The sequence below is a fragment of the Nocardia sp. CDC153 genome, from assembly GCF_035818515.1.
Lineage (GTDB): Bacteria > Actinomycetota > Actinomycetes > Mycobacteriales > Mycobacteriaceae > Nocardia.
In genome coordinates this window covers 781,730-806,791 of sequence record NZ_JAYKYU010000003.1, presented here as the reverse complement: position 1 = coordinate 806,791, position 25,062 = coordinate 781,730, and the positions used below count along the sequence as shown (strand labels likewise).

The following is a 25,062-nucleotide window of genomic DNA, read 5'->3' as shown; positions in this document are numbered from 1 at the left end:
GCTGAAAGGTATGGCAAACATTGAGGAACGGTCGAATGCATGCTCGACCGGTGCCACGCCAGGTCGCTGCGAATTACGCTGCCCTCTATGAACTCTGTGTTGGTCACGGGCGCGGCGCGCGGAATCGGAAAAGCCATCTGCCTGCGGATGGCGCAGCAGGGCTGGCAGGTCTATGCGGGCCTCCGCAAGCTCTCCGATGGTGAAGCGCTCACTGCCGTCGATTCCCGCATCATCCCTGTGCAGCTTGATGTCACCGATCCCGAGGATGTCGCCGCCCTCGACCGAGTGCTCCCTGCTGACCTCACCGCCGTGGTCAACAACGCGGGGATCGTCGTGGACGGCCCGGTCGAATTACTCACCCTCGACGAACTCCGAAACCAGTTCGAGGTCAACGTCTTCGGCCAGGTGGCGGTGACCCAGGCCGTCCTCCCACGCCTGCGCGCCAGCAAGGGCCGAGCCGTCTTCATCTCGTCGCTGAGCGGCCGCGTCTCCACCCCCGGCACCGGAGCCTACAACTCCTCCAAGTTTGCCCTCGAGGGCCTGGTCGACGCCCTCCGAGTAGAACTGCGCCCCTTCGGAATCCACACCTCCCTCATCGAACCCGGCCCCATCGCCACCGATCTCTGGTTCGGCGCAACCGACATGGTCGACACCACCACCGCCCATCTCACCCAAGCCCAACGCGACCTCTACAGCGCCCACCTCGCGGGCCTCCGCAAAATGTCCCAACAGGTCCCCAAAATCGCCGCCCCGGTCGACTCGGTCGTCAAGGAGGTCGAAAAAGCCCTCATCGCAAAACACCCCCGCGCCCGCTACATCCCGGGCCTGCCCGGAAAAATCCAGGTAGCAGCCACCACCGTCACACCCACCCCAATCCTGGACGCCCTCTTCGCCCTGGTCTCCGGCATCCGCAAGAGGTAGTCAGTTATCCCCGTAGGTAGGCAGACAACTGGTGTCCAGCGAGCCCGACGTCGTTCGCATCTACGAGCCATCCGTCATCCTCGGAGGAGTCCCGCGACTTCGCGGAGGTTACCCGGGCGGGGGCATGGCGAGATATTCGCATGGATTGTGTTGTTAGCAGCCGAAATGCGCGAAGCCGCCCCCGGGCGAGAGGATCCGGGAGCGGCTCGGGCGCGCCCGACAGGGGGCGCGGCACATGGATCCGAGGGTGTTCGGATCCGGGTGCGCGGTCGGGCTGTGGTGGCCGCGCACGTTCGATGCGTCAGGCCGTGGTGGTGACGCGGTACTGGTTGAGGCTGTCGATGCGCTCGACGGCCTCGGTGATGATGCGGTCGATGAGGTCGGCGACGGTGGGGAGGTCGTCGATGATGCCGGCGACCTGGCCGGAGGCGAGGACGCCCGCGTGGGTATTGCCCTCCACTAGACCGGCTTTCAGCAGCATCGGGGTATTGGCGGCCATGATGACCTGGGACCAGGTGAGGTCCTTGTGCTTGCGCATGGCCAGCCCGTCCTTGACCATGGTCGACCACTTCATGCCGGTCATGGACTTGAACTTGACGGCATTGGACACGGCGGCGGCGAGACCGCGCACGCCGCTGGAGTGCTCCAGCTTGTCGACGAGTTCGGTGTTCAGCACGCGGTGCGGCATGCCGTCGACCTTGGTCGAGACGACCGTGTCCTGGAGTCCGCGGGTCAGGTACTCCTGTTTGACCGAGTCCGGTACCGCCGAATCCTGCGTGAGCAGGAAGCGGGTGCCCATCGCGACACCGGCCGCGCCGTAGGACAGCGCGGCAGCCAAGCCGCGGCCGTCGAAGAAGCCGCCACCGGCGATCACCGGAATGTCGACGGCGTCGAGGACGGAGGGCAGCAGCAGAGTCGTTGCGACGGAACCGGTGTGGCCGCCGCCCTCACCGCCCTGCACGATCACCGCGTCCGCGCCCCAGGAGGCCACCTTGACCGCGTGCTTGGCCGCGCCGATGGACGGCACCACCACCACGCCGTTGTCCTTGAGCCGTGCGATGAGCTCCTTCTTGGGAGCCAGCGCGAAGGAGGCCACCTTGACGCCCTCGCGGATCATGAGCTCGCAGCGTTCGGCGGCGTCGGAGCCGTCGGCGCGGATATTGACGCCGAAGGGCTTGTCGGTCTTCGCCTTCGTCTTGGCGATGGCCTGCTCGAGTTCCTCGAAGGTCATGGTCGCCGAGGCGAGGATGCCGAGGCCGCCCGCATTGGCGGTGGCCGCGACCAGGCCCGGACCGGCGACCCAACCCATGCCGGTCTGCACGATCGGATGCTCTATGCCGACCAGTTCGGTCAGCGGGGTCTTCAGGCGTTGGGCGGTCATGCCGTTACTTCCTTCTCGCGGAAGCCCTTGGGGTCGAGAACATTACGGATGATGTTCAGCTCTTCTTCGGTGGGCAGCCGGGTCTCGCCCGCCTCGGCCAGCCCCTCGATCTCGAACGACGTGTTCTCCGCGACCTCGTCCGCGGTCACGCCCGGATGCAGCGACAGCGCGCGCATGGTGTGGTCCGGCCCGTTGTAGTCGAACACGCCCAGGTTCGACACCACCCGGTGCAGATGGTGGAACCGATACGCCGGATTCTCGGAATCGATCTTGTCGTAACCGATTCCGGAGACGATGTCGACCTGATCCACGAACACCCGCTTGCCGTGCTTGGGCACGAAGTAGCTGGTGGCGTGATTGATGGTGTTGCCCGGCGCGCCGCGCACACCGAACATCTGACGGGTCGGCTGCTGCAGCGGACCGAACGCCGACAGGTTCTGATTGCCGTAGCGGTCCAGCTGGTTCGCGCCCATGACCACATGGCGGCGACCGGAATTCACCACATCGAAGACCTTCGAGAACGGAATCCAGCCCTCGATCGAAGCCTTCCCACCGATCGGCGGAATCTCGGCGAAGAACAGCGCCTCGCCGTCGGACAGCAGCAGATCCGGCTCGAAGGTGAGCCGCGCCAGCCGCGCGCCGATGGTGGTGATGGTGGACATGGGCGAGGCCATGATCTCGCCCGCGCCCCGGAAGATCTCGGCCGCCGCGACGACGCAGATCTCAGCGCGCGTAACAGTGGTGGTGTCGGTCATTACTTCTGCTCCTCGGCGAAAGCCTTGACGGCGGCCTGGTATTCGTCCTCCGAGACATCCAGGTAGCGGGCCTTGAACTCGGCCCACGCCTCGGGCGTCTTGGCGGCCTCGACATAGTGGCGCTGGAACTTCTCGTCGCGGCCGTAGCTGCCGGAGAAGGTGAAGTGCGCGCCGCCGGGGGCCTCGACGACACCGTCGACCATCATGCGATTGAGGATGAGGGCCTGCGTGGGAACGGCTTTCACCAGTTCCTCGGTCTCGACCAGGCGATCCACCGACAGGTAGCGCTTCTCGGCCGAGAGCATGTAGAGGTCGTCCATGTACGGATCGACGCCGGTGTAGGCGGCATTGCCGTGCTTGTCACCCAGATCCAGGTGCACGAACGCGGCATCCAGGTTCAAAGCGGGCATGGCGACGAGAGTCTCGGCCTTGCCGTCGGTCAGATAAGGCGACTGAACGGTCTTCAGCTCGCCTTCCCAGAAATCGATGACGGCCGAACCCAATCCGGCACGAATCGGTAGGAACGGCAGGCGGGCCGCCGCGGCCTGCAGACCGCACTTGACCATGCCCTCGTCCATCTCACGCACGGTGATCGCACCCTCGGTGCGGGCCTTGGCGAACCACGGGTCGTAGAACGGCGCGGAGTCCAGGGATACGAAGCCGTAGTACGCCTTCTTCACCTTGCCCGCCGAGCACAGCAGACCCAAGTCCGGGCCACCGTAGGTGACAACCGTCAGATCGGTGACGTCCGACCGCAGCAGCGCGCGCACGAAGGCCATCGGCTTGCGCCGCGAGCCCCAGCCGCCGATGCCGATGGTCATTCCGCTGCGCAGTTCGCCGACGACCTCGTCGAGCGACATTCGCTTGTCGCGCATGGCTTTTACTTCTCCTTCTTCTGCGCGGCCAGATCGTCGTCGAAGCGCGCCCGGATCTCGTCGGCCACGCCCGCGAGGTTGAGCTCCATGGTGAAGCCCTGCTCGAAGCGGTAGGAGCGGTGCACGTCCTGCACGTCGATGCCATTGAGCGCCTTCTTGGCGGCGCGGATGACGCGGCCGTCCTTGTTGGCGATGTTCTTGGCGACTTCCATTGCGGCGGCGTCGAGTTCGGCCCGCGGCACCACCTTGAAGACCGAGCCGTAGTGGTGCAGCTGCTGCGCGGTGAGGGTGCCCGCGGTGTAGAACATGGTCCGCATCAGGTGCTGGGGGACGAGTCGGGCCAGGTGGGTGGCCGCACCGAGCGCGCCGCGGTCGACCTCGGGGAGGCCGAAGGTCGCGTCGTCGGAGGCGACGATGACATCGGAATTGCCGACCAGGCCGATGCCGCCGCCGAGGCAGAAGCCGTTCACGGCGGTGACCACGGGGACCTCGCAGTCGTAGACCGCGGCGAAGGCGGCGAAGCAGCCGTGGTTGGCGCGAATCAGCGCCGTGTGTCCGACATCGCGGTTCATCTCCTTGATGTCCACGCCCGCGTTGAAACCGCGACCCTCGGCGCGCAGCACCACGACCCGGGTCTCCGGATTCTTCCCGGCCTGGGTGATGGCGTCGGCCAGGGCGAACCAGCCGTCCGAAGGCAGCGCGTTGACCGGCGGGTAGTCGACAGTGACGACTTCGACGCCCTCGGTTTCGGTGTGACGGTTGATCCCCATCGAATGTCCCATCGTTGGCAAAACAAGCAAGTGCTTGGTAGGTTAGCACGGTGGGAATCGAAGTAAACCTGTCCGGCTCGGTCGTCCTGGTCACCGGCGGCGTGCGCGGCGTCGGGGCCGGGATCAGCCGGGTCTTCCTGGACGCGGGCGCGACCGTGGTGGCCTGCGCGCGACGGCCCGCGGACGTCCCCGTGCAGAGCAGTGGGCGGGGCATCGACTTCCTGCCGTGCGATGTGCGCGACCCGGATTCGGTGCGCGGGCTGATCGAGGCCATCGTCGCGAAGTACGGGCGGCTCGACACCGTGGTGAACAATGCCGGTGGCGCGCCCTTCGCCCTGGCCGCCGACGCCAGCGCCAACTTCCACGCGAAGATCGTGCAGTTGAATCTGCTTGCGCCGCTACTGGTTTCGCAGGTGGCCAATGAGGTGATGCAGAAGCAGGAGACGGGTGGGTCGATCGTGATGATCTCCAGCGTCTCCGGGCATCGGCCCTCGCCGGGCACTGCCGCCTACGGTGCGGCGAAAGCCGGTGTGGACAGCCTGGTTTCGTCGTTGGCGGTGGAGTGGGCTCCGAAGGTGCGGATCAATTCCGTGATCTGCGGCCTGGTCAATACCGAGTCCTCGCATCTGCACTACGGCGACGAGGACGGTATCGCGGCGGTGAGCCGCACCGTTCCCATGCAGCGCATGGCAACCCCCGAAGACATCGGCCGCACGGCCGCGTTCCTGGCCTCACCGCTGGCCGCCTATGTCACCGGCAGCGCGCTGCTGGTGCACGGCGGCGGCGAGAAGCCCGCCTTCCTGGAAGCGTCGACCGCGGACGTTCCCGCCGTCTCCGGTCACTGAATCCGATCGAAACGAAGAGGTAATCCCTATGACGGACAACAAGATCTGCGACGGCCGCGTCGTCATCGTGACCGGAGCGGGTCGCGGCATCGGCCGGGCGCACGCCCTCGCCTTCGCGGCGGCCGGTGCCAAGGTGGTCGTGAACGACCTCGGCGCCGAACTCGACGGCGCGCCCAGCCCGGATTCCCCGGCCGCGCAGGTCGTCGAGGAGATCAAGGCGCTCGGCGGCGAGGCCGTGGTGAACGGTGACGACGTCTCCGATTGGGAGGGCGCGCGCCGTCTGGTCGCCACCGCCGTCGAAACCTTCGGCCGCCTCGATGTTTTGGTCAACAATGCCGGAATCGTGCGCGACCGTATGCTGGTCAACCTCGGTGAGGACGAGTGGGACGCCGTCATCAAGGTCCACCTCAAGGGTCATTTCGCGCCCATGCGGCACGCCGCCGAGTACTGGCGCAACGAGGCCAAGGCCGGTCGCACGCCCGAGGCCCGCATCATCAACACCAGCTCCGGCGCGGGCCTGCTCGGCTCGGTCGGCCAGGGCAACTATTCCGCCGCCAAGTCCGGCATCGCGGGCCTGACCCTCACCGCCGCCGCCGAATTCGCGCGCTACGGCATCACCGTCAATGCCATCGCCCCCGCCGCGCGCACCCGCATGACCGAGACCGTGTTCGCCGACATGATGGCCGCCCCCGAGGACGGCTTCGACGCCATGGCCCCCGAAAACGTCTCCCCCCTGGTGGTCTGGCTCGGCTCCACCGACTCCGCCGGCGTCACCGGCCGCATGTTCGAGGTCGAAGGCGGCAAGGTCACCGTCGCCGACGGCTGGCGCCACGGCGTCTCCATCGACCGCGGCGCCCGCTGGGAACCCGCCGACCTGGGTCCGGTAGTCCGCGACCTGCTCTCCAAGGCCACCACCCCGGAGCCCGTCTACGGCGCGTAATCATCCCGAGCTGCACGGTCTTTCGTCGCCGGTATCCCCACGGGTACCGGCGACGGTCGTTTTGCGACCCGACTCACGAAGGTCGGAAGGTTCGGGTTCGTCCGGGTTTGGTTGGCTCGTCGGTGATTTCGGTGAGGACGGTGCGGGTGGTGGCGACCTGCGCGGCGCCGATGCGGGCGGCGAGGTGTTTTTCGTAGGCGGCGTGGAAGTCGCGGACGGTGCGGAGCATGTCTTCGCCGCGGGGGGCGAGGTGGAGGAGTTTGGCGCGTTTGTCGGCGGGGTCGGGGCGGCGTTCCAGGTAGCCGTGGCGGACCATTTCGTCGACGACCTTGGCCGCGCCCTGGGCGGTGATGCCGAGCTGTTCGCCCAGTTGGCTTGCGGTGCGTGGGGATTCGGCGAGGGAGCGCAGGACGTAGCCGTAGGAGGCGCCGAGCATCTCGTGGCCGTGCTCGGCGAGGTGGGCGTGCAGTTGGCGCACGAAGGATTCGTAGGCCTGGCCGAGTAGTACGCCGAAATCCATGTGTTGACGGTCCTTTCGCGGAGGCATATATTCAACTGTAGTTGAACACCTTAGTTGAAGATATGGGGACAGCATGCCACTCATCGAATCCGCCGCCGCACCCACCTTCGAGGGTCCGGGCATGACCGCGATCGGTCTGGCCGCGCCCAGTCGGGGGTCCAAGGAGAACAGTGTGTGGCGGTTCACACTCCAGCCCGGCAATCCCGGCCACGCGCACGCGGTGTCGCGGGAGGAGATCTTCGTCGCCCTGGCGGGGAGCGCCCGGATAGAGATGGCGGGGGAGGTTCGGGATTTTCGGGCGGGCGACGCATTGGTCATTCCGGCGGACACCCTGTTCCAGCTCTCGGTGCCGGGTGCGGAGCCGTTCGAGGCCGTGGCAATCCTGCCCGTGGGGGCCTATGCCCAGGCGCCGGGTGGTGAGCCCGTCAGTCCGCCGTGGGCGCAGTAGGAGGGCCGTGTGCGCGGGCGGGCAGGCAGCATGCCGGAATGACGGGAGGATTGCTGTCAGGTTGGTCTGAATTGTCGGTATTGGACGCGATAGCGGGACCTCACGGCGTCCGATCGGGGGCTGTGAGGTCCCGCGGAGGGGGTGGTCTAGGCCAATTGGGCTGCGGCGCTTGGTCATATTGGGTGCGTAGGGGGACGCACAGGCGTACGGTTTGTGAGCACCCCTAATGCGATCGGGACTTGTGCGGGGCGGCGTGGTGACCGTTAGGATGACCGCGTTCCGCAACGGTCTGGCAATCGGGGCGACAGTGTGAGCTAGACAACCTGTCTCGATCTGTCGGGTGCGGATCGGGATTCCGTACCCCTGGTGCGGAGACAAGCCAAGCGCGGTATCGATGAGGGGATGGCTGTCGCATGATCGTCGATCGTGCAATGCGCCTGGCGGCAGTGATCGCAGCTGTCGCTGGTTCGGCGCTGCTCGGACCCGCCGCTGCCATGGCGCAGCCTGGCATCCCGCTCGATCCCGTGCCCGCCGGACAAGATCCCGGCCAGTCGGTTCCTCAACCGCAACCCATCGACGCACCGGCGCAGCCCGCCGCACCCGTGGCCGGGCCACAGGACCTGCTGCCCCTGCTGCTCGGACTCGGAACGGGCTCGGCCGCCGTCGGTTCCGCCGGAACCGGTTCGGCCGCTGTGGGTTCGGCGGGTCTGGGCGCGGTTCTCGGCGGCACCGGCTCCGCCGCCCTGGGCACCGGCTCGGCCGTAACCGGTTCCGCGGGTGCGGGATTGGGCTCGGCCGCGGTCGGCACCGGTTCGGCGGGAGCCGCCACCGGTTCGGCCGTCCTCGGAACCGGTTCCGCCGCCGTGGGTTCGGCCGGCGTCGGCACCGGCTCGGTCCTCGGCCTGGGCTCCGCGGGCGTCGGCTCGGCCGGAATCGGTACCGGCTCCGCGCTCTTGGGTCTGCTGCTGGGCACCGGCTCCGCGGCGACCGGTTCCGCCGCCGTCGGTTCGGCGGCCGTCGGCTCGGCCGGATTGGCCACCCTGTGCACCGGCTCCGCCGCCGTCGGATCGGCCGGAATCGGTTCCGCCGGACTGGGTTCCGCCCTCGGCGGTTCCGCCGGAGTCGGTTCCGCCGGCGTGGGTTCGGCCGTGGGTTCGGCCGGTGCCGGTTCCGCGGCCGGTTCCGCCGACCTCGGTTCGGCCGCGGTCGGTTCCGCGGCCGTCGGTTCGGCGGGTGTGGGTTCCGCCGCGGTGTGCGCATCGCCCCTGCTGCTCTTGCTGATTCCGCCGCCCGCGCCGCCCGCCATGCCGCCGGTGCCGCTCGAGATTCCGCAGCCGCCCGCGGTGCCGCAGCTGCCCGCCGTGGTCGCCCCGGCCGCCGCACCGGCCGCGCCGGCCGCGCCGGAGCCGGCGCCCGCGCCGCCCCCGCCGCCACCCGCGCCCGCCCCGGCTCCCGTTCTGGCGCAACCGAATCCGGACGTGAAGCCGACCTCGAACAACACCCCGCTGCCCCCGATCCCGGTGCTGTCGGTGATCGGCGGCCTGATCGCCATGGCGTTGGCGGGCACGGGTTCGGGCGCGGTGAGCTTCCAGAGCGCGTCCGCCGCCCAGGCACGCGTGGATGCCGCGCGCGCGGCGTTCTTCGGACCGAGGGCATGAGGGGACCGCGATGACCGAGAGCAAGGCTCATAGCATCGGGTCCTACCGGCGGGTGGCCGCCGCGGTGGACGCGGTGTGCGCGGTGGCGGCCGACTTCGACGCCACCGACCTGGACGAGGTGGTGCTGGCGATCTCCGCCGAACGACGGCGGCCCATCGAGATCGCCAGTGCCCAACTGGGTCCCGGCGTGTGCGGCCAGCGCCGCAGCTATCCGGACCGGGACGTGATCGTGCTGGCGCAGTCGCTACCCAGCCGCGAGCACACCCTCGCGCACGAGCTGGGCCATATCGTCTTCGACCATCCGGGCGAGGCGGCGACCGAGGTGGTGCTGGAGGCCAGCGACGATCTCATCGCCTACATGTTGAGCCAGCGTGCCCATCAGAAGGCGGTCGATCTGGGCGATGACGAGCAATGCGAGTGGGAGGCAGAGACCTTCGCGAGCATGCTCATGACTCGCCTGCGGGTGTTCCACAGTCGAGGCGCGGGCGTCTCGGTCCTTCGATTCGATGAGGCACTCGGATGACTTTCTGGTTGGTGGCCATGTTGGTCTGGATGGCCTCGGGCGCACGGGTCGGGCGGGTACTGGTCAAACCGGCGACCACCGCGCGCGTCGCGATCGTGATCGCGGTGGCGGCGGTGGCGTTGGCCGTGACCGTCGGCGTGCCCGAAATCGGTTTGGCCGTGGACCATCTCGCGCCCGGCGGGGTGCACGGCAATTGGCTCGGCGATCGGGTGGTGACCGCCGCCTGGATCATGTTCGCCACCGCCACCTCGGTGGTGGCGGCCGCCGCCTGGCCGGTGGTGTCGCGCCGGAATCTGCGCCAGATCGGCATGATGATCTACGCGGGCGGGGCGGTCGCCATGATCGCGACGCTGCTGTGGTCGATCACCTTCGGCTGGTGGGTCGTGCTGCTGGAGTGCGTGTTCATCGTGATCACCGGTGTGCGCAATCTGGACTGGACGACCCTGGGCCGCGGCATCGCGCTCTACACGACCGGCACCTTCGGCGTCGGCGTGCTGGCGGCCCTGTCGATTCGGCGCGAGATGCGCGATGAGCCGCTGCCGAAACCCGGCGACGAGGGCTGGTTCTGGCCGATGTGGCAGATCGCCGCCATGCTCATCGCCATCGGCGCGGTGTGGATCGTGATCGAGCTGTGGTGGCGAGCCCGCGCACTGCTCAAACAGATTCGCACCCTGCACCGGGTGCTGATCGCCCGCTTCCCGGAGGTGGTGGCGCACGATCAGACCGGATCGGGCACCCAGCTCAAGGCCTCCGATCAGGTCGCGCAGATCATGGACGCGCTCTACCTGCAGTCCGGTGGCGGAGTGGAATTGGCCGCGGCCGGTGCGCCGCCGACCTCGGTGACCGAGCGGGCCCGGCGGGTGGCCGAGTGGGCGCGGAATCCGTTCGGCGAGGTGGTGATCGACGGCCGGTGGATCTCACCGCCCGCGGGTGTGAGTCCGCGCGGCTGGGTGCAGGCCATCGCCCGCGCCTACGATGCCGCGGGCGCGGAGGCGTCGAGCGCCATCGCACCCCGGTAGTCACCGCACTCCGGTAGGCATCGCACCCCGGTAGTCATTTACCGTCCCATTACCATTCGGAAAGGTTCGGCATTGCCGTTCCGGCGATGCCGAAGTTGATCACGCGGAGATCACCGACGCATTTGCGATCTTGTCGCAAATGAGCAAGTCCCGCACCGCGCGTGATTGCCAAGGGCGTGGCATTCCGCCGGGCCTTCTCCATGAGACTTCGTATCCGAGGTTTCGTCTCATCGAACCCGACGTGCGTAGTACGGGACTTACTTGTCACTTGAAGTTGTCACTCTTGTTGTCGCGGTCGGTGCATTGGGGGCGAAACACTCACAGTGCACAAAACGACATAGTGCACAAAACAACTCACTCGACCGCGCGGGAACACCCGGGCGGCGTTATGCCAGGTTTGTGCATAATGCACCAGCGCAGAGGTCTACGCCACATGGCCTCAGCACGCTGAGGCCGGTGCAACATCCAACACTCGGACCGAATGGTCCGGCGAGACACCGGCGTCGCCCTGCAAGCGCCGCCGGTGACCCGCCCTATGTCGAGTCCGGAACAGGCCCTGTAGCAAACCAACACAGTGCGGCCTCCGAGCTAGCCGCACTGTGTTGCTCTGTGGCAGTGCCTATTCCGTACCGTCCGGAGGAATTTCGGGCAGCCCTTCGCTGGCCCGCAACTTCTCCGCCATAGAGGTGAGGAGGTTCTGAGATTCTTCGGACAGGTCGAACGCCCGACTCGACAGACGACGGAGTCCATAGCCCTGCAGCTGGGACAGCAGCTCGAGATCGTGATCGATCTTCGCCGCGTAGATGTCGTTGAAGAAGTAGTCCGGTTTGACCTTGAAGAACTTTGCCAGTGCTGCCACCGTCTCATCCGACGGGTTCGTGCGCTGTCCCGACCGCAACTGCGACAGATACGGTTTCGAGATCGGATGGCCGGAGGCCGTCAAGGCAGCCGCCACCTCTGCGTTCGTGTGCGGCTTACGCCCCGGGGGATGCACGGTTTCGAACAGCTTGTTCAGCCGCGCCGCGAAATCAGCCATTGTGAGCCGCCCAATTCCCTTCGCTGTACTAACAGTCGTTATCTCGGATACGTATCATTGATATTAGCGGCTCAGTAACTGAAAACCTACGCCTGATTCGCGATTTCCTTGAAGCTTCTAGGCGGTGATCCGCTTCACCCTGTGTGGCTTGGGCGTTTGCGGGCTCACCCCACGGTTCTTGCCAAGGGCTTAAGAGCCCCGGTTCTGGCCCGTCGCGAGGGTCTTCCCGGACGGGCCTCGGGTAGCCATAAGATAGCTGACGTCTCATCTTCTTGTCTGTACCGGAGTTTGTGTGGCGTACGCCACGTTTCACGGCAGGACGGATGAACGTTCAACCTGGCCGAAAATCATTGAGAGACTAGATCCGTTCGATGATCGTGCCCGTCGCGAGCGCGCCGCCGCAGCACATCAGGACCATGGCCGTGCTCTTGTCCGAACGCTCCAGCTCGTGCAAAGCCGTTGTGATCAAGCGGGATCCGGTGCTGCCGACCGGATGGCCGAGGGCGATCGCGCCGCCATTGACGTTCACGCGATCGAAATCGGGCTTGTGCACCGAGGCCCAGGACAGCACCACGGACGCGAAAGCCTCATTGATCTCGAACAAGTCGATATCGGAGATGCTCATGCCGGAACGCTCGAGCAGCCGCTCGCACGCCTGAACCGGACCGTCCAGGTGGAATTCGGGTTCGCCGCCCACCAGGCACTGCGCGACAATGCGCGCCCGCGGCCGCAATCCCTCACGCTGCGCGGCCTTTTCGTCCATCAGCAGCACCGCAGCCGCGCCGTCGGAGATCTGCGAGGAGGTGCCCGCGGTGTGAATCCCGCCCTCCAGCACCGGCTTCAGCTTCGCCAGGCCCTCGCGGGTGGTCTCGCGCAGCCCCTGATCGCGGCTGATGTCGGCGACCTCGCCGGTGAGGTTGCCCTCCTTGTCGACCTGCGGCGCGTTCTTGATGGTCAGCACCTCGCGGTCGAAGCGGCCCTCCGCCCACGCCTGCGCTGCCAGTCGCTGCGAACGCTCGCCGAGCTCCTCGACATCGTCGCGAGTGATGCCGCGCCGCTTGGCGATTCGCTCGGCGGCCTCGAACTGGTTGGGCATGTCGATGTTCCACGAGGCCGGTCGCCGCGGTCCGGCGTGCGTTCCGACATTGGCGCCCAAGGGAACATGGCTCATGGACTCGATGCCGCAGGCGATGCCGACCTCGATGGCCCCGGTCGAGATGAGCCCGGCCACCAGGCCCGCGGCCTGCTGCGCCGAACCGCACTGATTGTCGATGGTGACCGCGCCGGTCTGCCACGGCAGTCCGGCGTGCAGCCACGCGGTGCGGGTGACGTTGTTGCCCTGCTCGCCCACCTGCATGACGCAGCCGCCGATGACCTGTTCGACCAGCGCCGGATTCAGCTCCGCGCGTTCGAGCACGCCCTGCTGCGCCGCACCCAGCAGCTCGGCCGCGTGCAGACCGGCCAGCCAGCCATTGCGCTTGCCGATGGGCGTGCGCGCTGCCTCGACGATGACGGGAGTACCCATGTCTGTCCTTCCGGATTAGAACTGCAACGAGTTCACAACCAGTAACGTAAGCCTGTTTGGAGCTATTACCTAGTCCCTTCTCTTGTTTTACCTCCTATGCTTCAATAGCGGTAGAACGTGTTTCAGTTGGTCAAAGGAGACTGCTGGTGGTGGACACTGCAGCCCGGCCCGGAGTGCCGGATGGATTCGATGTCACCGACCCGGAGATGTGGGCGCACCGGGTGCCGGTCGAGGAACTAGCCGAACTGCGCCGCACCGCCCCGATCTGGTGGAATCCCAAGGATCCGCGCAAGGGCGGCTTCACCGACGACGGCTTCTGGGTGCTGACCAAGCATGCCGACGTCAAGACCGTCTCGCGCCGCGACGACGTCTTCTCCACCTACGAGAACACCGCGATCCCGCGGTTCCAGGACGACATCACCCGCGAGCAGATCGATCTGCAGCGCTTCGTCCTGCTGAACAAGGACGCGCCGGAGCACACCAAGCTTCGCAAGATCATCTCCAAGGGCTTCACCCCGCGCGTCATCAACGGCCTGCGCGCCGAGCTGACCGCCCGCGCCGAGGCCATCGTGAAGGCGGCCGTCGAGGCGGGCACCGGCGACTTCGTCGAGCAGGTCGCCGCCGAACTGCCGTTGCAGGCCATCGCCGAATTGATTGGCGTGCCACAGGATGACCGCAAGAAGCTGTTCCAGTGGTCCAACGACATGACCAGCTACGACGATCCGGAGAGCACCGCCGACCCGGTGGTCGCCTCCACTGAGATCCTCGGCTACTCCTACCAGATGGCCGAGGCGCGCAAGGCCTGCCCGGCCGACGATATCGCCACCCAGCTCGTCCAGGCCGACATCGACGGCGAGGCGCTGCTGCCGGAGGAGTTCGGCTTCTTCGTCATGATGCTCGCGGTCGCGGGCAACGAGACCACGCGCAATGCCACCACCCACGGCATGATCGCCTTCCTGGAGAATCCCGACCAGTGGGAGCTGTTCAAGGCCGAGCGCCCGAAGACCGCCGCCGACGAGATCATTCGCTGGGCCACCCCGGTCAGCTCGTTCCAGCGCACCGCGCTCGAGGACGTGGAAGTCAGTGGCGTGCAGATCAAGAAGGGGCAGCGGGTGGTGCTGTCCTACCGCTCGGCCAACTTCGACGAGGACGTGTTCGAGGATCCGTTCACCTTCAATATCCTGCGTGATCCGAACCCGCACCTGTCCTTCGGCGGTACCGGCGCGCACTTCTGCATCGGCGCGAATCTGGCCCGGCTGGAGATCGAGATCATCTTCAATGCCATCGCCGATCACATGCCCGACATCTCCAAGCTGGGCGACCCGCGTCGCCTGCAGTCGGGCTGGCTCAATGGCATCAAGCAATTCCAGGTGGATTACACCGGCGGCTGCCCGGTCAAGCACTGAGCCACTCGGCTTTATCCAAATACCTTCGTGCCCCGCCTGCGAAAGCAGGCGGGGCACGAGAGTTTCAGAGAGTTTTGAGAGTCGCCATCGCGCGCTCGGTTTCCCAGAAGGCGCGCAGGGCCAGGATTTTGCCGTCTTCATCGACCTTGTAGGTGAAGACACCCTCCGCGTCGACGGTGTGGCCGCCGCCCATGGTGGTGCGAATGCGGCCCGTATAGGCGACCTCGCGACCGCACGCGAACGAGTCGTCGAAGAGGAATTCGATCGACTCGGTCGGGGCAATGGCCTTGTCCCAGAACGCCGCAATGGCCTCCGCGCCCCGGTGACCCACCCCTTCGGGATCGAAGAACGACGGCCCGATGGGGTCTTCCACGATCCCGTCGGCGGCGAACAGCGCCACCCACGCATCCTTGTCCTTGGCGCGGACCGCGGCCTGGGAGGCCGCGCCCGCCACCCGGGCCGGGTGTTCGGTGGTGGTGGTCACGGCTGCTCACTCCCGACGACCCACATCGAGAAGTACTGCGAGCCACCGCCGTACGCGTGACCGAACGCCTTGCGCGCATTCTCGACCTGGTAGTCGCCCGCGCGGTCCATGACCTGCTTGGCGGCCTCGGCGAAGCGGATCATGCCGGACGCGCCGATCGGGTTGGAGGACAGCACGCCGCCCGACGGATTCACCGGCAGCTTCCCGCCGATGGCGGTCTCACCGGCGTCGGTGAGCTTCCAGCCCTCGCCCTCGGGCATGAAGCCCAGGTTCTCCAGCCACATGGGCTCGAACCAGGAGAAGGGGACATAGATTTCGGCGGCGTCGATCTCTTCGAGCGGGTTGGTGATCCCGGCCTGCTTCCACAGCGCCTTGGCGGCCTCCTGGCCCGCCTTGGGATTGACCTGGTCGCGGCCCGCGTAGGCGAGCGGTTCGGTGCGCATGGCGGTGCCGTGGATCCACGCCACCTTCCGGCCCTGCGCCTCGACCGCCTTGGCCGACGCCTCGTCGCCGATCACGATGGCGCACGCGCCGTCCGAGGACGGGCAGGTCTCGTCGAAACGAATGGGGTCCCACAGCATTTGGGACGCCATCACCGATTCCATGGTGATGTCGGGCTGATGCAGGTGCGCGTACGGATTGCGCGCGCCATTGCGGCGATCCTTGACCGCGACCATCGCGCCCACGTGCAGCGGGGCATTGGCGCGGCGAATGTAGGCGCGCACGTGCGGGGCGAAGTAGCCGCCCGCGCCCGCGCCGACCGGCTTGGTGAACGGCACCGGATTCGACAGTGCCCACATGGCATTGGATTCCGACTGCTTCTCCCAGGCGATGGCCAGCACCCGCCGGTGCACGCCCGCCTGCACCTGGTTGGCCGCGACGACACCGGTGGAGCCGCCGACCGAACCGGCCGTGTGCACGCGCAGCAGGGGTTTTCCGGTGGCGCCCAGGGCATCCGCGAGGAAGAGCTCCGGCATCATGGCGCCCTCGAAGAAGTCGGGGGCCTTGCCGACCACGACCGCGTCGATATCGGCCATGGTCAGGCCGGAGTCCGCCAGGGCCCGGTCGATGGCCTCGCGGACCATGCCCGCCATGGAGACATCCGACCGTTTGGTCACGTGATGAGTCTGTCCCGTACCCAGGACAGCGGCTGGCAAAGTCATCGTGCCTCCAGGGTGGCGACCAGGTTCTGCTGCAGCGCGGGACCCGAACTGGCATGGGCCAGTGCGCGATTCGCGGTGCCATTGAAGATTTCGGTGGCGGCGAAGCCGATGCGCTCGAGTCCGGCCGCGAACATCGGGTTGCCCGCGAGCGGGCCGCCCGAGGGGTTGATGCGGGTGTTGCCGTTCAGGCCGATGGCCTGCTTCAGAAGCAGTTCCTCGTGGCTGAACTGCGCGTGCAGTTCGGCGACGTCGAACTCGCGGCTGTCGTCGCCGATGGCGGCCTTGGCCGCGCGGGTCGCCGACTCCGAGACGGTCAGATCGCGCGCACCCAGCACCGGGGTGTCGATGTAGTGCGCGATGCCGGTCAGCCAGGCCGGACGCTCGCACAGTTCGCGGGCCCGATCGCCCACGGCCAGCACGATGGCGGCCGCGCCGTCGGTGATGGGCGCGATGTCGTGGGCGCGGAACGGATCGGCGACTTTGGCCTCGGCCAAGAGCTTTTCGGCGTCACCGCCGTTGCTGCGCGCGGCCACGGCGGCCATCTCGGCCTCGGTCCACTTGCCCGCGTCCAGGCCCGCGCGGGCTTGCAGGCCCGCCATCGAGACCGAGTCCGGCCACAGCGGCGCGACCAGATACGGGTCGGTCTGCAGCGACAGGATCTGGCGCAGGGTGCCGGCCGAGGACTTGCCGAAGCCGTACACCAGTGCCGTCTCCGCCTGTCCGGAGCGGAGTTTCACGTAGGCCTCGTAGAGGGCCCAGGCCGCGTCCATCTCCACGTGCGACTCGTTGATCGGCGGTACCGCGCCGATGGAGTCGATGGCCGAGATGAACGAGAAGGCGCGTCCGGCAAGGTAATCCGAGGAGCCGGAGCACCAGAAGCCGATATCGGAGACGCCGATGCCGAGCTTGGCGTAGAGCTCCCGGAAGCACGGCGCGAGCATCTCCACGCCATTGGTGGTGCCGAAGGTCTCCGGCACGTGCGGCGCGTGCGCGAAGCCGACGACCGCGATGTCGGTTGTATTGCTGCTCAAGGTATTTCAGCGCCTCTCTACAGGTGGTGCGCGAAAGAGTCGTAGTCGGCGTCCGGTTCGCCGGTCGGCCGGAAGTGGTCGATATTGCCGATCGACAGGCCCCACTCCTCGCGCGGCTTCCACACCGCCTGGACCCGCATGCCCATCCGGACCTCGCTGGCGTCGATGCCGAGCACCAGGTGCAGGAACGGAATGTCGGTGCCGTCCAACAGGATGTAGGCGGCCACGTACGGGGGCTTGATCGACTGACCCATGAACGGCACGTTCACGATGCAGAAGGTGGTGACGATGCCGGTGTCGGCCACCTCGACGAAGTTGTCGGTGGGCGAGCCGTCGCGCGGGTCGGCGCCGCGCGGCGGGAAGTACACCTTGCCGTCCATCTGCGCGCGGGCGCCCAGCAGCTTGCCCTCCATGAGGCCCTTCAGGAAGACGGCCTCCTGCGGGGCGGCGGTGTGCTTGATGGAGAAGTCGACCGGGGTCACGATGCCGGTGATGGGCTCGGCGTCGGACGCGGAATCGGTTGGCGCGGCGGAGGTTTCGCCGGGCTCGAAGGCGGCGATGTCGTGAATGCTGCCGGTGCGCTCGGCGGCCCACCGCGCCCGCACCCGCAGGCCGGTCGAGATGTCCTCGGGCGAGGCCACATCCACGGCGTGCAGGATGGCGGTGTCCGCGCCGTCCAGCTTGATGAGCGCGTAGGCGAAGGGCCGGTCGAAGGGCTGGCCCGGGATCGGCTCGGCGACCCAGGACCAGGTCTGGACCGTGCCCACGTCGGAGACCTCGACGAACTCCGAGAGGGGTTCGCTGGTCTTCGGATCGAATTCCGCGGGCGGCACGATCACGCGCCCATCGGAACCCCGCACCCCGACGACCTTGCCGGACCGCAGTTCCGTGAGGAAGCGGCCGAGGATCGGACCGGTTGAGCGGGTGTAGTCGAATTTCATCCGCAGCGGCGCGGACAGTACTTCGGTGTTCCCCAGAGTCACGAGATCGAGTAGAACAGGTTCTAGTGACGGTGGCAAGAGTCGGGGCTGGGCCCCTGCCGAGGGCCCCGCGATGTTCTAGGAAGGAACACTCGAATGCGCTTTGGTCTGCAATTGGGATATTGGGGCGCGCAGCCGCCCGCCAATACGCGGGAGTTGGTGCTCGCCGCGGAGGAGGTCGGCTTCGACGCCGTCTTCACCGCCGAGTCCTGGGGATCGGACGCCTTCACGCCGCTGGCCTGGTACGGCTCCGACACCAGTCGGGTGCGGCTGGGCACCTCGGTCGTGCAGATGTCGGCGCGCACGCCCACCGGCACCGCCATGGCCGCGCTGACCCTCGATCACCTCAGCGGTGGGCGGCACATTCTCGGGCTCGGCGTCTCCGGCCCGCAGGTGGTGGAGGGCTGGTACGGGCAGCCGTTCGCCAAGCCGCTCGCCCGCACCCGCGAATACGTCTCGATCGTGCGGCAGGTGCTGGCCCGCGAGGCCAAGGTGGTCAGCGAGGGGCCGCATTTCCCCTTGCCCTACAACGGTTCCGGCGCGACCGGACTCGGCAAGCCGCTCAAGCCGATCACCCATCCGCTGCGCGCCGACCTGCCCATCTGGCTCGGGGCCGAGGGGCCGAAGAATGTCGCGCTGACCGCGGAGATCGCGGACGGCTGGCTGGCCATCTACTACACGCCGCGGCTGGCGGACATGTACAACGAGTGGCTCGACGAGGGGTTCGCGCGGCCGGGCGCGCGGCGCTCGCGCGAGGACTTCGAGATCGCGGCCACCGCGCAGGTCATCCTGACCGACGACCGCAAGGCCGCCCTCGACGCCATCCGGCCCTACAGCGCGCTCTACATCGGCGGCATGGGTGCGGAGGAACTGAACTTCCACGCTGAGGTCTACCGGCGCATGGGCTACGGCGAGGCGGTCGACGAGATCACGGCGCTGTTCCGCTCCGGGCGCAAAGCCGAAGCGGCCGCGGCGGTTCCGGACGAGCTGATTCTCGACACCACCATCATCGGCGACGAGGACCACGTGCGTGAGCAGCTGAAGGTGTGGGAGCAGGCGGGCGTCACCATGCTGCTGGTGGGTGTTCGCGACGTGTCGCAGTTCGAGCGCCTGCGTCCGCTGATCGAATCCTAGAAATGGCTGTAGTGTGTGACGGGGGGCACATTCACCTCCATCGACTGAGTGGGATTTGTGGCTTGTCACACACAAGAACACGTTCTATTTTGATCCTGTGAGCTACAACATTGCGGACCTTGTCGAGCACACCATCGACCTCATGCCGGAACGTGTCGCACTGGTTGACGACTCGCGTTCGGTGACCTACGCCGAACTGGAGGACCGAGCCAACAGGCTGGCGCACTACCTGCAGGAACAGGGTGTGCGGCCGGGTGACAAGGTTGGCGTGTACTCGCGCAACACCATCGAGGCCGTGGAGTCCATGGTGGCCATCTTCAAGGCGCGCGCCGTCATGATCAACGTGAACTACCGGTACGTTGAGAACGAGTTGCAATACATCTTCGAGAACTCGGACATGGTCGCTCTCGTTCACGAGCGTCGCTACAGCGACAAGGTCGCCAATGTGCTGCCGAACGTGCCCGCCATCAAGGCCGTTCTCACCGTCGAGGACGGCACCGATCTCCCGCTGCCCCCGGGCGCCGTGGAATACGAAGCGGCACTGGCGGGTTCGCACGGCGAGCGCGACTTCGAGGAGCGCTCCGCCGACGACATCATGATGATCTACACCGGCGGCACCACCGGCATGCCCAAGGGCGTCATGTGGCGGCAGGAGGACTGGTGGCGAGTCCTCGGCGGCGGCATCAACTTCTACACCGGCGTCTTCATCGAGGACGAGTGGGAGCAGGCCAAGGGCGGTGCCAGCGGCAATACGCAGATGGTGCGCTACCCGATTCCGCCGCTGATCCACGGCGGCGCGTTCACCGCGACCCTGCACAGCCTCTTCGACGGTGGCAAGGCGGTCATGCTGCCGGAGTTCTCCGGGCACGGCGTGTGGCAGGCCATCGAGCGCCACGGCGTGAACATGATCTTTATTACCGGCGACGCCATGGCCCGTCCCATGCTGGACGCGGTGGCCGCGGGCAATCCGGAAACCGGTGAGCCGTACAACCATTCGAGCCTGTGGGTGTTGGCCTCGAGTGCCGCGCTGTTCTCGCCCGCGCTGAAGGACCAGTTCATCGAGCTGTTCCCGAACGCGCTCATCACCGATTCCATCGGCTCCTCGGAGACCGGCTTCGGCGGTCTGGCCGTGGCGGCCAAGGGCGCGACCCACACCGGCGGCCCGCGCGTGAAGATCGACGGCTCCACCAAGGTGATCGACGAGCAGGGCAACGAGGTCGCGCCCGGCTCCGGTCAGGTCGGCATGCTGGCCCGCACCGGCAATATCCCGCTGGGCTACTACAACGACCCGGTGAAGACCGCCGAAACCTTCAAGGTGTTCAACGGCGTTCGCTACTCCATCCCCGGCGACTACGCCCGGGTGGAGGAGGACGGGACCGTCACCATGCTGGGCCGCGGGTCGGTGTCGATCAACTCCGGTGGCGAGAAGATCTACCCCGAGGAGGTCGAGGGCGCGCTCAAGGCGCACCCGGACATCTTCGACGCGCTCGTGGTCGGCGTGCCCGACGAGCGGTGGGGGCAGCGGGTGGTCGCGGTCGTGCAGTGTCGAGGCGATTCCCGTCCGACACTGGAGGAGCTGCGGCCGACCCTGGTCAAGGAGATTTCCTCCTACAAGATGCCGCGCAGCCTCTGGTACGCCGACGAGATCAAGCGTTCGCCCGCCGGTAAGCCGGATTACAAGTGGGCGAAGGCGCAGACGGAAGCCCGCGAGGCCGACGATCACGCGCAAGCCTCGAGCTCCAAGTAGGTTCTCGCCGAGGGAATTACAACAATGTGATGCCCGTCCGCTTTCGCGGGCGGGCATCACTCATTTGATTTTGGTGGGTATTTTCTGTCGGTGGGTTGTGCCAGGCTGTCTGGCATGAGCGAGAAGGCAGGCAGATCCGTCACCGTTTCGGATGATGTGTTGCGGTCTTTCGAAGGCCACCGGCGCGAATTGTGCGCCTACGCGTATCGGATGCTCGGGTCCTCCTTCGAGGCCGAGGACGCGGTACAGGAGACTTTCACCCGCGCGTGGAAGTCGTACGACTCATTCGAGGGGCGTTCCAGTCTGCGATCGTGGCTGTACAAGATCGCGACCAATGTCTGCCTGGACATGCTCGACGGGCCGCAGCGGCGGGCCCGGCCCATGGATTTGAACGGGCCGTCCACGCCCGATTCGCAATTGCCGCCGCCGGAACCGGATTACGTGTGGGTGGAGCCGATTCCGAACGCGCTCGCCTTCGGCGCGGACCCGGCCGAGGCCGCCAGCGCGAAAGACACGCTGCGCCTGGCCTTCGTGTCCGCGGTGCAGCATCTACCCGCCAGCCAGCGCGCCATTCTGATCATGCGCGAGGTGCTGCGCTTCTCCGCGGGCGAGACCGCCGACATGCTCAATGTCTCCCCGGCCTCGGTGAACAGCGCCCTGCAGCGCGCCCGCGCCACCATGTCGAAGGTGCAGGAGCGCTCCACGGTCTCCGACACCTTCGACGAGAACAACGAGCAGCAGCGCAAACTCGTCGACGATTTCGTCAAGGCCTTCGAGGCCTACGACATGACCGCCCTCACCGAGCTGCTGAAAGCCGATGTGGCCCTGTCCATGCCGCCGTTCTCCCTGTGGATCTCCGGCCCCGAGAACGTGGCCGCCTTCATGCTCGGCACCGGCCACGCCTGCCGCGACTCCCGCATGATCCCCCTGGACGGCGCCAACGGCCTGCCCGCCTTCGGCCACTACAAGCCCAGCGGCGAACCCGGCCTCTGGACCCCCTGGTCCATCACCACCCTCGAACTCGACGGCGACCGCATCTCTGGCCTCACCTTCTTCCTCGACACCGAAAAGCTGTTCCCCCTCTTCGGCCTCCCCATGGAGCTACGCCCCAACTAGGCTGACACCCCGGATATCCGACGACGGGTGGGGGAGCCGTGACGGTCGAACTGCACGCGGACGAGCGCTGGGCGGCAAGCCTGCGCGCCATGCTCGAGGGCGCACGGCACGAGGCCGTCATGGCCATTGCCCGGCCCGTGCGCCCGGAAACCGAATACCGTTCCGAGGACATGGTTTTCCGCCAGCTGCACGAGGCCGGCAAGCGGGTGCGGCTGCTGCTGTCGTCCGCCTACGTGGGCAGCCACGGCCGTCAGTCGGTGCTGCGCCAGTTCTCGCTCGGCGCGCAGATCCGGGTCACCGACACCGATTTCTGCAATGCCCTGATCGTGGATCGGGAGCGGGCAGCGCTGTGGTCGGCCGTACCGGGCGGCCAGCCGCGCGGATACCTGGTGGCGGAGCCGACCCTGCTCGGCGTGGTGCACCAATTCGCCGTCCGCACCTGGCATTCGGCGCGTCGCCTGCGCGATCACCTGGAGCTCGACGAAATCGGGCTGGACGCGGTGGCCCGCGCGGTGGTCGCGCAGCTGAACGCCGGGGCGAAGGACGAGACGGCCGCACGGGCACTGGGGGTTTCGCTGCGCACCTATCGGCGCTATATCGCCCAGCTCATGGACCGGCTCGATGTCAGCACTCGATTTCAGCTGGGTGCGCGAGTGCGGGAACTCGGTTTGCTGACCTGAGTCATGCGCGCGGAATGGACATCTCGTCGGGATGTTCGGCCGCGTAGCGCTTGGCGGCCGGGTAGTTGGCCTTGCCGCTGGGCTGTCGCATGACCTCGGTGACCAGCCAATACCCGCGCGGCGCTTTGTATCCCGCGATCTTGGCGCGCACATGCCGGTCGATGTCCCCGAGGACGAGTTCGGCTCCGGGCCGCGGCTGGATCACCGCGGCGACGGACTGGCCGAAACGGTCGTGCGGAATCCCGATCACCAGCGCGTCGAAGACATCCGGGTGGGCCTTGAGCGCCGTCTCGACCTCCTCCGGGAACACCTTCTCGCCACCGGTATTGATGGATTCCGAGCCGCGACCCAGCAGGGTGACGGTGCCGTCGGCCTCGTAGCGGGCGTAATCACCCGGTGCCACATAGCGTTTGCCGTCGATCTCGAAGAAGATGGTCGCGGACTTCTCGGGGTCCTTGTAGTAGCCCAGCGGCACGTGCCCGGTCCGCGCCATTCGACCCACGGCTCCAGGCGTGGGCTCCACCAGGTTTCCCGCCTCGTCGAGCAGCGCGGAGTGCGCGCCGAAGGTCACCCGGGGACCCTGCGCATGGTCGGAATCCTTGGTGACCACCGACAATCCGGTGCTCCCGCTCTCCGACGAGCCGATCACATCGGTGATGAAGAGATTGGGGAACAGCTCGACGTACTGCTGTTTGAGCGAATGCGAGAACAGCGCGGCGTGGCTGCTGAACGCCCACAGGCTCGAAACGTCGTAGTGTCCGGCGTGATACGCCTCGAGCAGTGGCCTGGCCATGGCGTCGCCGACCACGGTGAGCACATTGACCCGGTGTTTCTCCACGATTCGCCACACCTCGTGCGCGTCGAACTGCGGCACGAGAACCACGGTGCCGCCGGAGTTCAGGGTGAGGAAGGCCGCCCACTGCGCCGCGCCGTGAATGAGCGGGGACAGTGGAGCCATGACGATTCCGTTCGGCGCGGACCGGGCATCGTCGGCCAATTCCCATTCGTCCCTGACATATTCGCCCGTCACATGGTTGATGCCGCCGCCGAGCGCGCGCCAGACATCCTCGTGCCGCCACATGACGCCCTTGGGCATGCCGGTGGTGCCGCCGGTGTAGAGGATGTACAGGTCGTCGTCGCGGCGGGGACCGAAATCGCGCTCGGGGGAGTGGGCGGCCAGCGCCGCGTCGTAGTCGGGGCCGATGGCGAGCACCTCGGTCAGACTCGGTGTCGAGGCTCGGATCTCCGCGACGATGTCGCCGTATCGCGCTTCGTGCACAAGGGCTTTCAGATCCGCGTTGTCGACGATGTAGCGCACCTCGTCGGCGACGTACCGGTAATTCACGCAGACGGATACGGCCCGCAATTTATAGGTCGCGAGCATCGTTTCGAGTGCTTCGACCGAATTGCGGGAATAGATCCCCACATGATCACCCGCGGCAATGCCGCGGGCGGCCAGATGATGCGCCAGCCGATTCGCCCGCTCGTCCAATTCGCGATAGTTGAGCCGACGGTCCGCACAGATCAAAGCGATTCGATCGGGGACCGCGTCCACCGCGTGCTCGAACAGGTCCGCAATAGTGAAAGCCATGGCCCCACCCTGGCTTCGGCGGAGGTGAACCCATAGTGCAGGGGATGGCAGGAAGCTGCCATTCGGTTCTGTCAGTCGCGGGGGTAGGCCATGTAGAAGGACTCCCACTGGTGGCCGTCGGGGTCCAGGAAGGTGCGGCCGTACATGCCCAGGCGGGCTTCCTGGCGGCGGCGTTCGCGGTCGATCTCCTCGGTGCCGCCCGCGCGGAGGGCCGCTTCGGTGAGGTCGTCGACTTCCTCGGGGCCGGACATGGCCAGGGCGTAAATGCCGCTGACGAACTCGCGGGGGTCGCCGGGGGCGCGGTGGGTGAAGGTGGTGAAGAAGGTGCGGGTCAGGAGCATGACGCAGATGTTGTCGTCGATGACGATGCAGGCGGCGTTGGCGTCGGTGAAGTCGTGGTTCACCTTCCAGCCCAGGGCCTCGTAGAACCGTTTGGAGCGGTCCAGGTCGGCCACCGGCAGATTGATGAAGATCATCTTGCTCGGCATGGTGGTTCGCCCCTCTTCCCCGCGAT

25 protein-coding genes are annotated in these 25,062 nt (G+C 67.0%); 12 read left to right on the top strand and 13 right to left on the bottom strand.

Annotated elements, in window-relative coordinates:
- The first annotated feature begins 87 nt into the window (after positions 1 to 87).
- The gene (locus VMT65_RS20300; RefSeq protein ID WP_326309880.1) at positions 88 to 921 is read left to right on the top strand and encodes an SDR family oxidoreductase; all 834 of its coding nucleotides are present in this window, start codon (positions 88 to 90) and stop codon (positions 919 to 921) included.
- Positions 922 to 1,222: 301 nt separating this feature from the next.
- On the opposite strand, the gene VMT65_RS20295 is transcribed toward VMT65_RS20300, so the two are convergent.
- The 4 genes from VMT65_RS20295 to VMT65_RS20280 are packed head-to-tail and all read right to left on the bottom strand — an operon-like array spanning position 1,223 to position 4,702.
- Positions 1,223 to 2,302: an NAD(P)H-dependent flavin oxidoreductase gene (locus VMT65_RS20295; protein WP_326309879.1), complete on the bottom strand. Its 1,080-nt coding sequence runs from the start codon at positions 2,300 to 2,302 to the stop codon at positions 1,223 to 1,225.
- The gene (locus VMT65_RS20290) at positions 2,299 to 3,057 is read right to left on the bottom strand and encodes a CoA-transferase subunit beta (protein ID WP_326309878.1); all 759 of its coding nucleotides are present in this window, start codon (positions 3,055 to 3,057) and stop codon (positions 2,299 to 2,301) included. Before VMT65_RS20290 ends, VMT65_RS20295 begins: the two co-directional genes overlap by 4 nt.
- Positions 3,057 to 3,932, bottom strand: a complete 876-nt coding sequence (locus VMT65_RS20285) for a CoA transferase subunit A (protein ID WP_326309877.1) — start codon at positions 3,930 to 3,932, stop codon at positions 3,057 to 3,059. The genes VMT65_RS20290 and VMT65_RS20285 overlap by 1 nt, the downstream gene beginning before the upstream one ends.
- A 5-nt stretch (positions 3,933 to 3,937) precedes the next feature.
- A complete protein-coding gene (locus VMT65_RS20280) occupies positions 3,938 to 4,702 on the bottom strand; it encodes an enoyl-CoA hydratase family protein (RefSeq protein WP_326309876.1) in 765 nt (254 codons plus the stop codon).
- 56 nt (positions 4,703 to 4,758) lie between these two features.
- Here VMT65_RS20280 and VMT65_RS20275 point away from each other — a divergent pair, with 56 nt between their 5' ends.
- Entirely contained in the window at positions 4,759 to 5,547 is a 789-nt protein-coding gene (locus VMT65_RS20275) for an SDR family oxidoreductase (RefSeq protein WP_326310314.1), read from the top strand.
- 28 nt (positions 5,548 to 5,575) lie between these two features.
- Complete coding sequence (locus tag VMT65_RS20270) at positions 5,576 to 6,487, top strand: SDR family oxidoreductase (protein ID WP_326309875.1); 912 nt, start codon at positions 5,576 to 5,578, stop codon at positions 6,485 to 6,487.
- A gap of 73 nt (positions 6,488 to 6,560) precedes the next feature.
- On the opposite strand, the gene VMT65_RS20265 is transcribed toward VMT65_RS20270, so the two are convergent.
- Entirely contained in the window at positions 6,561 to 7,034 is a 474-nt protein-coding gene (locus VMT65_RS20265) for a MarR family winged helix-turn-helix transcriptional regulator (protein WP_326309874.1), read from the bottom strand.
- A gap of 46 nt (positions 7,035 to 7,080) precedes the next feature.
- Here VMT65_RS20265 and VMT65_RS20260 point away from each other — a divergent pair, with 46 nt between their 5' ends.
- The 4 genes from VMT65_RS20260 to VMT65_RS20245 all read left to right on the top strand — a co-directional run bounded on the left by VMT65_RS20260 (position 7,081) and on the right by VMT65_RS20245 (position 10,655).
- Positions 7,081 to 7,455 (top strand): cupin domain-containing protein, encoded by a 375-nt coding sequence (locus VMT65_RS20260; RefSeq protein ID WP_326309873.1) that lies wholly within the window; start codon positions 7,081 to 7,083, stop codon positions 7,453 to 7,455.
- Between the two features lie 413 nt (positions 7,456 to 7,868).
- Positions 7,869 to 9,113: a hypothetical protein gene (locus VMT65_RS20255; RefSeq protein WP_326309872.1), complete on the top strand. Its 1,245-nt coding sequence runs from the start codon at positions 7,869 to 7,871 to the stop codon at positions 9,111 to 9,113.
- A 10-nt stretch (positions 9,114 to 9,123) separates the two neighbouring features.
- Positions 9,124 to 9,636 (top strand): ImmA/IrrE family metallo-endopeptidase, encoded by a 513-nt coding sequence (locus VMT65_RS20250; protein ID WP_326309871.1) that lies wholly within the window; start codon positions 9,124 to 9,126, stop codon positions 9,634 to 9,636.
- Positions 9,633 to 10,655 carry a hypothetical protein gene (locus VMT65_RS20245; RefSeq protein WP_326309870.1) on the top strand — a complete coding sequence of 341 codons (1,023 nt, stop codon included), beginning with the start codon at positions 9,633 to 9,635 and terminating at the stop codon, positions 10,653 to 10,655. Before VMT65_RS20250 ends, VMT65_RS20245 begins: the two co-directional genes overlap by 4 nt.
- A 619-nt stretch (positions 10,656 to 11,274) precedes the next feature.
- On the opposite strand, the gene VMT65_RS20240 is transcribed toward VMT65_RS20245, so the two are convergent.
- Both VMT65_RS20240 and VMT65_RS20235 read right to left on the bottom strand, forming a co-directional pair.
- A complete protein-coding gene (locus VMT65_RS20240) occupies positions 11,275 to 11,691 on the bottom strand; it encodes a helix-turn-helix domain-containing protein (protein WP_011207048.1) in 417 nt (138 codons plus the stop codon).
- Positions 11,692 to 12,049: 358 nt separating this feature from the next.
- Positions 12,050 to 13,216: a steroid 3-ketoacyl-CoA thiolase gene (locus VMT65_RS20235; protein WP_326309869.1), complete on the bottom strand. Its 1,167-nt coding sequence runs from the start codon at positions 13,214 to 13,216 to the stop codon at positions 12,050 to 12,052.
- A gap of 206 nt (positions 13,217 to 13,422) precedes the next feature.
- Between VMT65_RS20235 and VMT65_RS20230 the strand changes: the two genes are divergently transcribed.
- Positions 13,423 to 14,622 (top strand): cytochrome P450, encoded by a 1,200-nt coding sequence (locus tag VMT65_RS20230; protein ID WP_326310313.1) that lies wholly within the window; start codon positions 13,423 to 13,425, stop codon positions 14,620 to 14,622.
- Between the two features lie 64 nt (positions 14,623 to 14,686).
- Here the strand turns inward: VMT65_RS20230 and VMT65_RS20225 are convergent, their stop codons facing one another.
- The 4 genes from VMT65_RS20225 to VMT65_RS20210 are packed head-to-tail and all read right to left on the bottom strand — an operon-like array spanning position 14,687 to position 18,283.
- Complete coding sequence (locus tag VMT65_RS20225) at positions 14,687 to 15,106, bottom strand: nuclear transport factor 2 family protein (protein ID WP_326309868.1); 420 nt, start codon at positions 15,104 to 15,106, stop codon at positions 14,687 to 14,689.
- Complete coding sequence (locus VMT65_RS20220) at positions 15,103 to 16,269, bottom strand: thiolase domain-containing protein (protein ID WP_326309867.1); 1,167 nt, start codon at positions 16,267 to 16,269, stop codon at positions 15,103 to 15,105. The genes VMT65_RS20225 and VMT65_RS20220 overlap by 4 nt, the downstream gene beginning before the upstream one ends.
- A complete protein-coding gene (locus tag VMT65_RS20215) occupies positions 16,266 to 17,300 on the bottom strand; it encodes a thiolase domain-containing protein (protein WP_326309866.1) in 1,035 nt (344 codons plus the stop codon). The genes VMT65_RS20220 and VMT65_RS20215 overlap by 4 nt, the downstream gene beginning before the upstream one ends.
- A gap of 17 nt (positions 17,301 to 17,317) precedes the next feature.
- The gene (locus VMT65_RS20210) at positions 17,318 to 18,283 is read right to left on the bottom strand and encodes a Zn-ribbon domain-containing OB-fold protein (RefSeq protein ID WP_326309865.1); all 966 of its coding nucleotides are present in this window, start codon (positions 18,281 to 18,283) and stop codon (positions 17,318 to 17,320) included.
- A gap of 93 nt (positions 18,284 to 18,376) precedes the next feature.
- Here VMT65_RS20210 and VMT65_RS20205 point away from each other — a divergent pair, with 93 nt between their 5' ends.
- From VMT65_RS20205 to VMT65_RS20190, 4 genes are all read left to right on the top strand, one after another.
- Positions 18,377 to 19,414, top strand: a complete 1,038-nt coding sequence (locus VMT65_RS20205) for an LLM class F420-dependent oxidoreductase (RefSeq protein ID WP_326309864.1) — start codon at positions 18,377 to 18,379, stop codon at positions 19,412 to 19,414.
- Between the two features lie 97 nt (positions 19,415 to 19,511).
- Entirely contained in the window at positions 19,512 to 21,161 is a 1,650-nt protein-coding gene (locus tag VMT65_RS20200) for an acyl-CoA synthetase (protein WP_326309863.1), read from the top strand.
- Between the two features lie 114 nt (positions 21,162 to 21,275).
- Entirely contained in the window at positions 21,276 to 22,277 is a 1,002-nt protein-coding gene (locus tag VMT65_RS20195) for a sigma-70 family RNA polymerase sigma factor (RefSeq protein ID WP_326309862.1), read from the top strand.
- Positions 22,278 to 22,315: 38 nt separating this feature from the next.
- Complete coding sequence (locus VMT65_RS20190; protein ID WP_326309861.1) at positions 22,316 to 22,957, top strand: hypothetical protein; 642 nt, start codon at positions 22,316 to 22,318, stop codon at positions 22,955 to 22,957.
- A gap of 1 nt (position 22,958) precedes the next feature.
- Here VMT65_RS20190 and VMT65_RS20185 read toward each other — a convergent pair whose 3' ends face one another.
- Together VMT65_RS20185 and VMT65_RS20180 are read right to left on the bottom strand one after the other, a co-directional pair.
- Complete coding sequence (locus VMT65_RS20185) at positions 22,959 to 24,548, bottom strand: acyl-CoA synthetase (protein WP_326309860.1); 1,590 nt, start codon at positions 24,546 to 24,548, stop codon at positions 22,959 to 22,961.
- Positions 24,549 to 24,619: 71 nt separating this feature from the next.
- Complete coding sequence (locus VMT65_RS20180; protein WP_326309859.1) at positions 24,620 to 25,036, bottom strand: VOC family protein; 417 nt, start codon at positions 25,034 to 25,036, stop codon at positions 24,620 to 24,622.
- Positions 25,037 to 25,062: the final 26 nt, after the last annotated feature.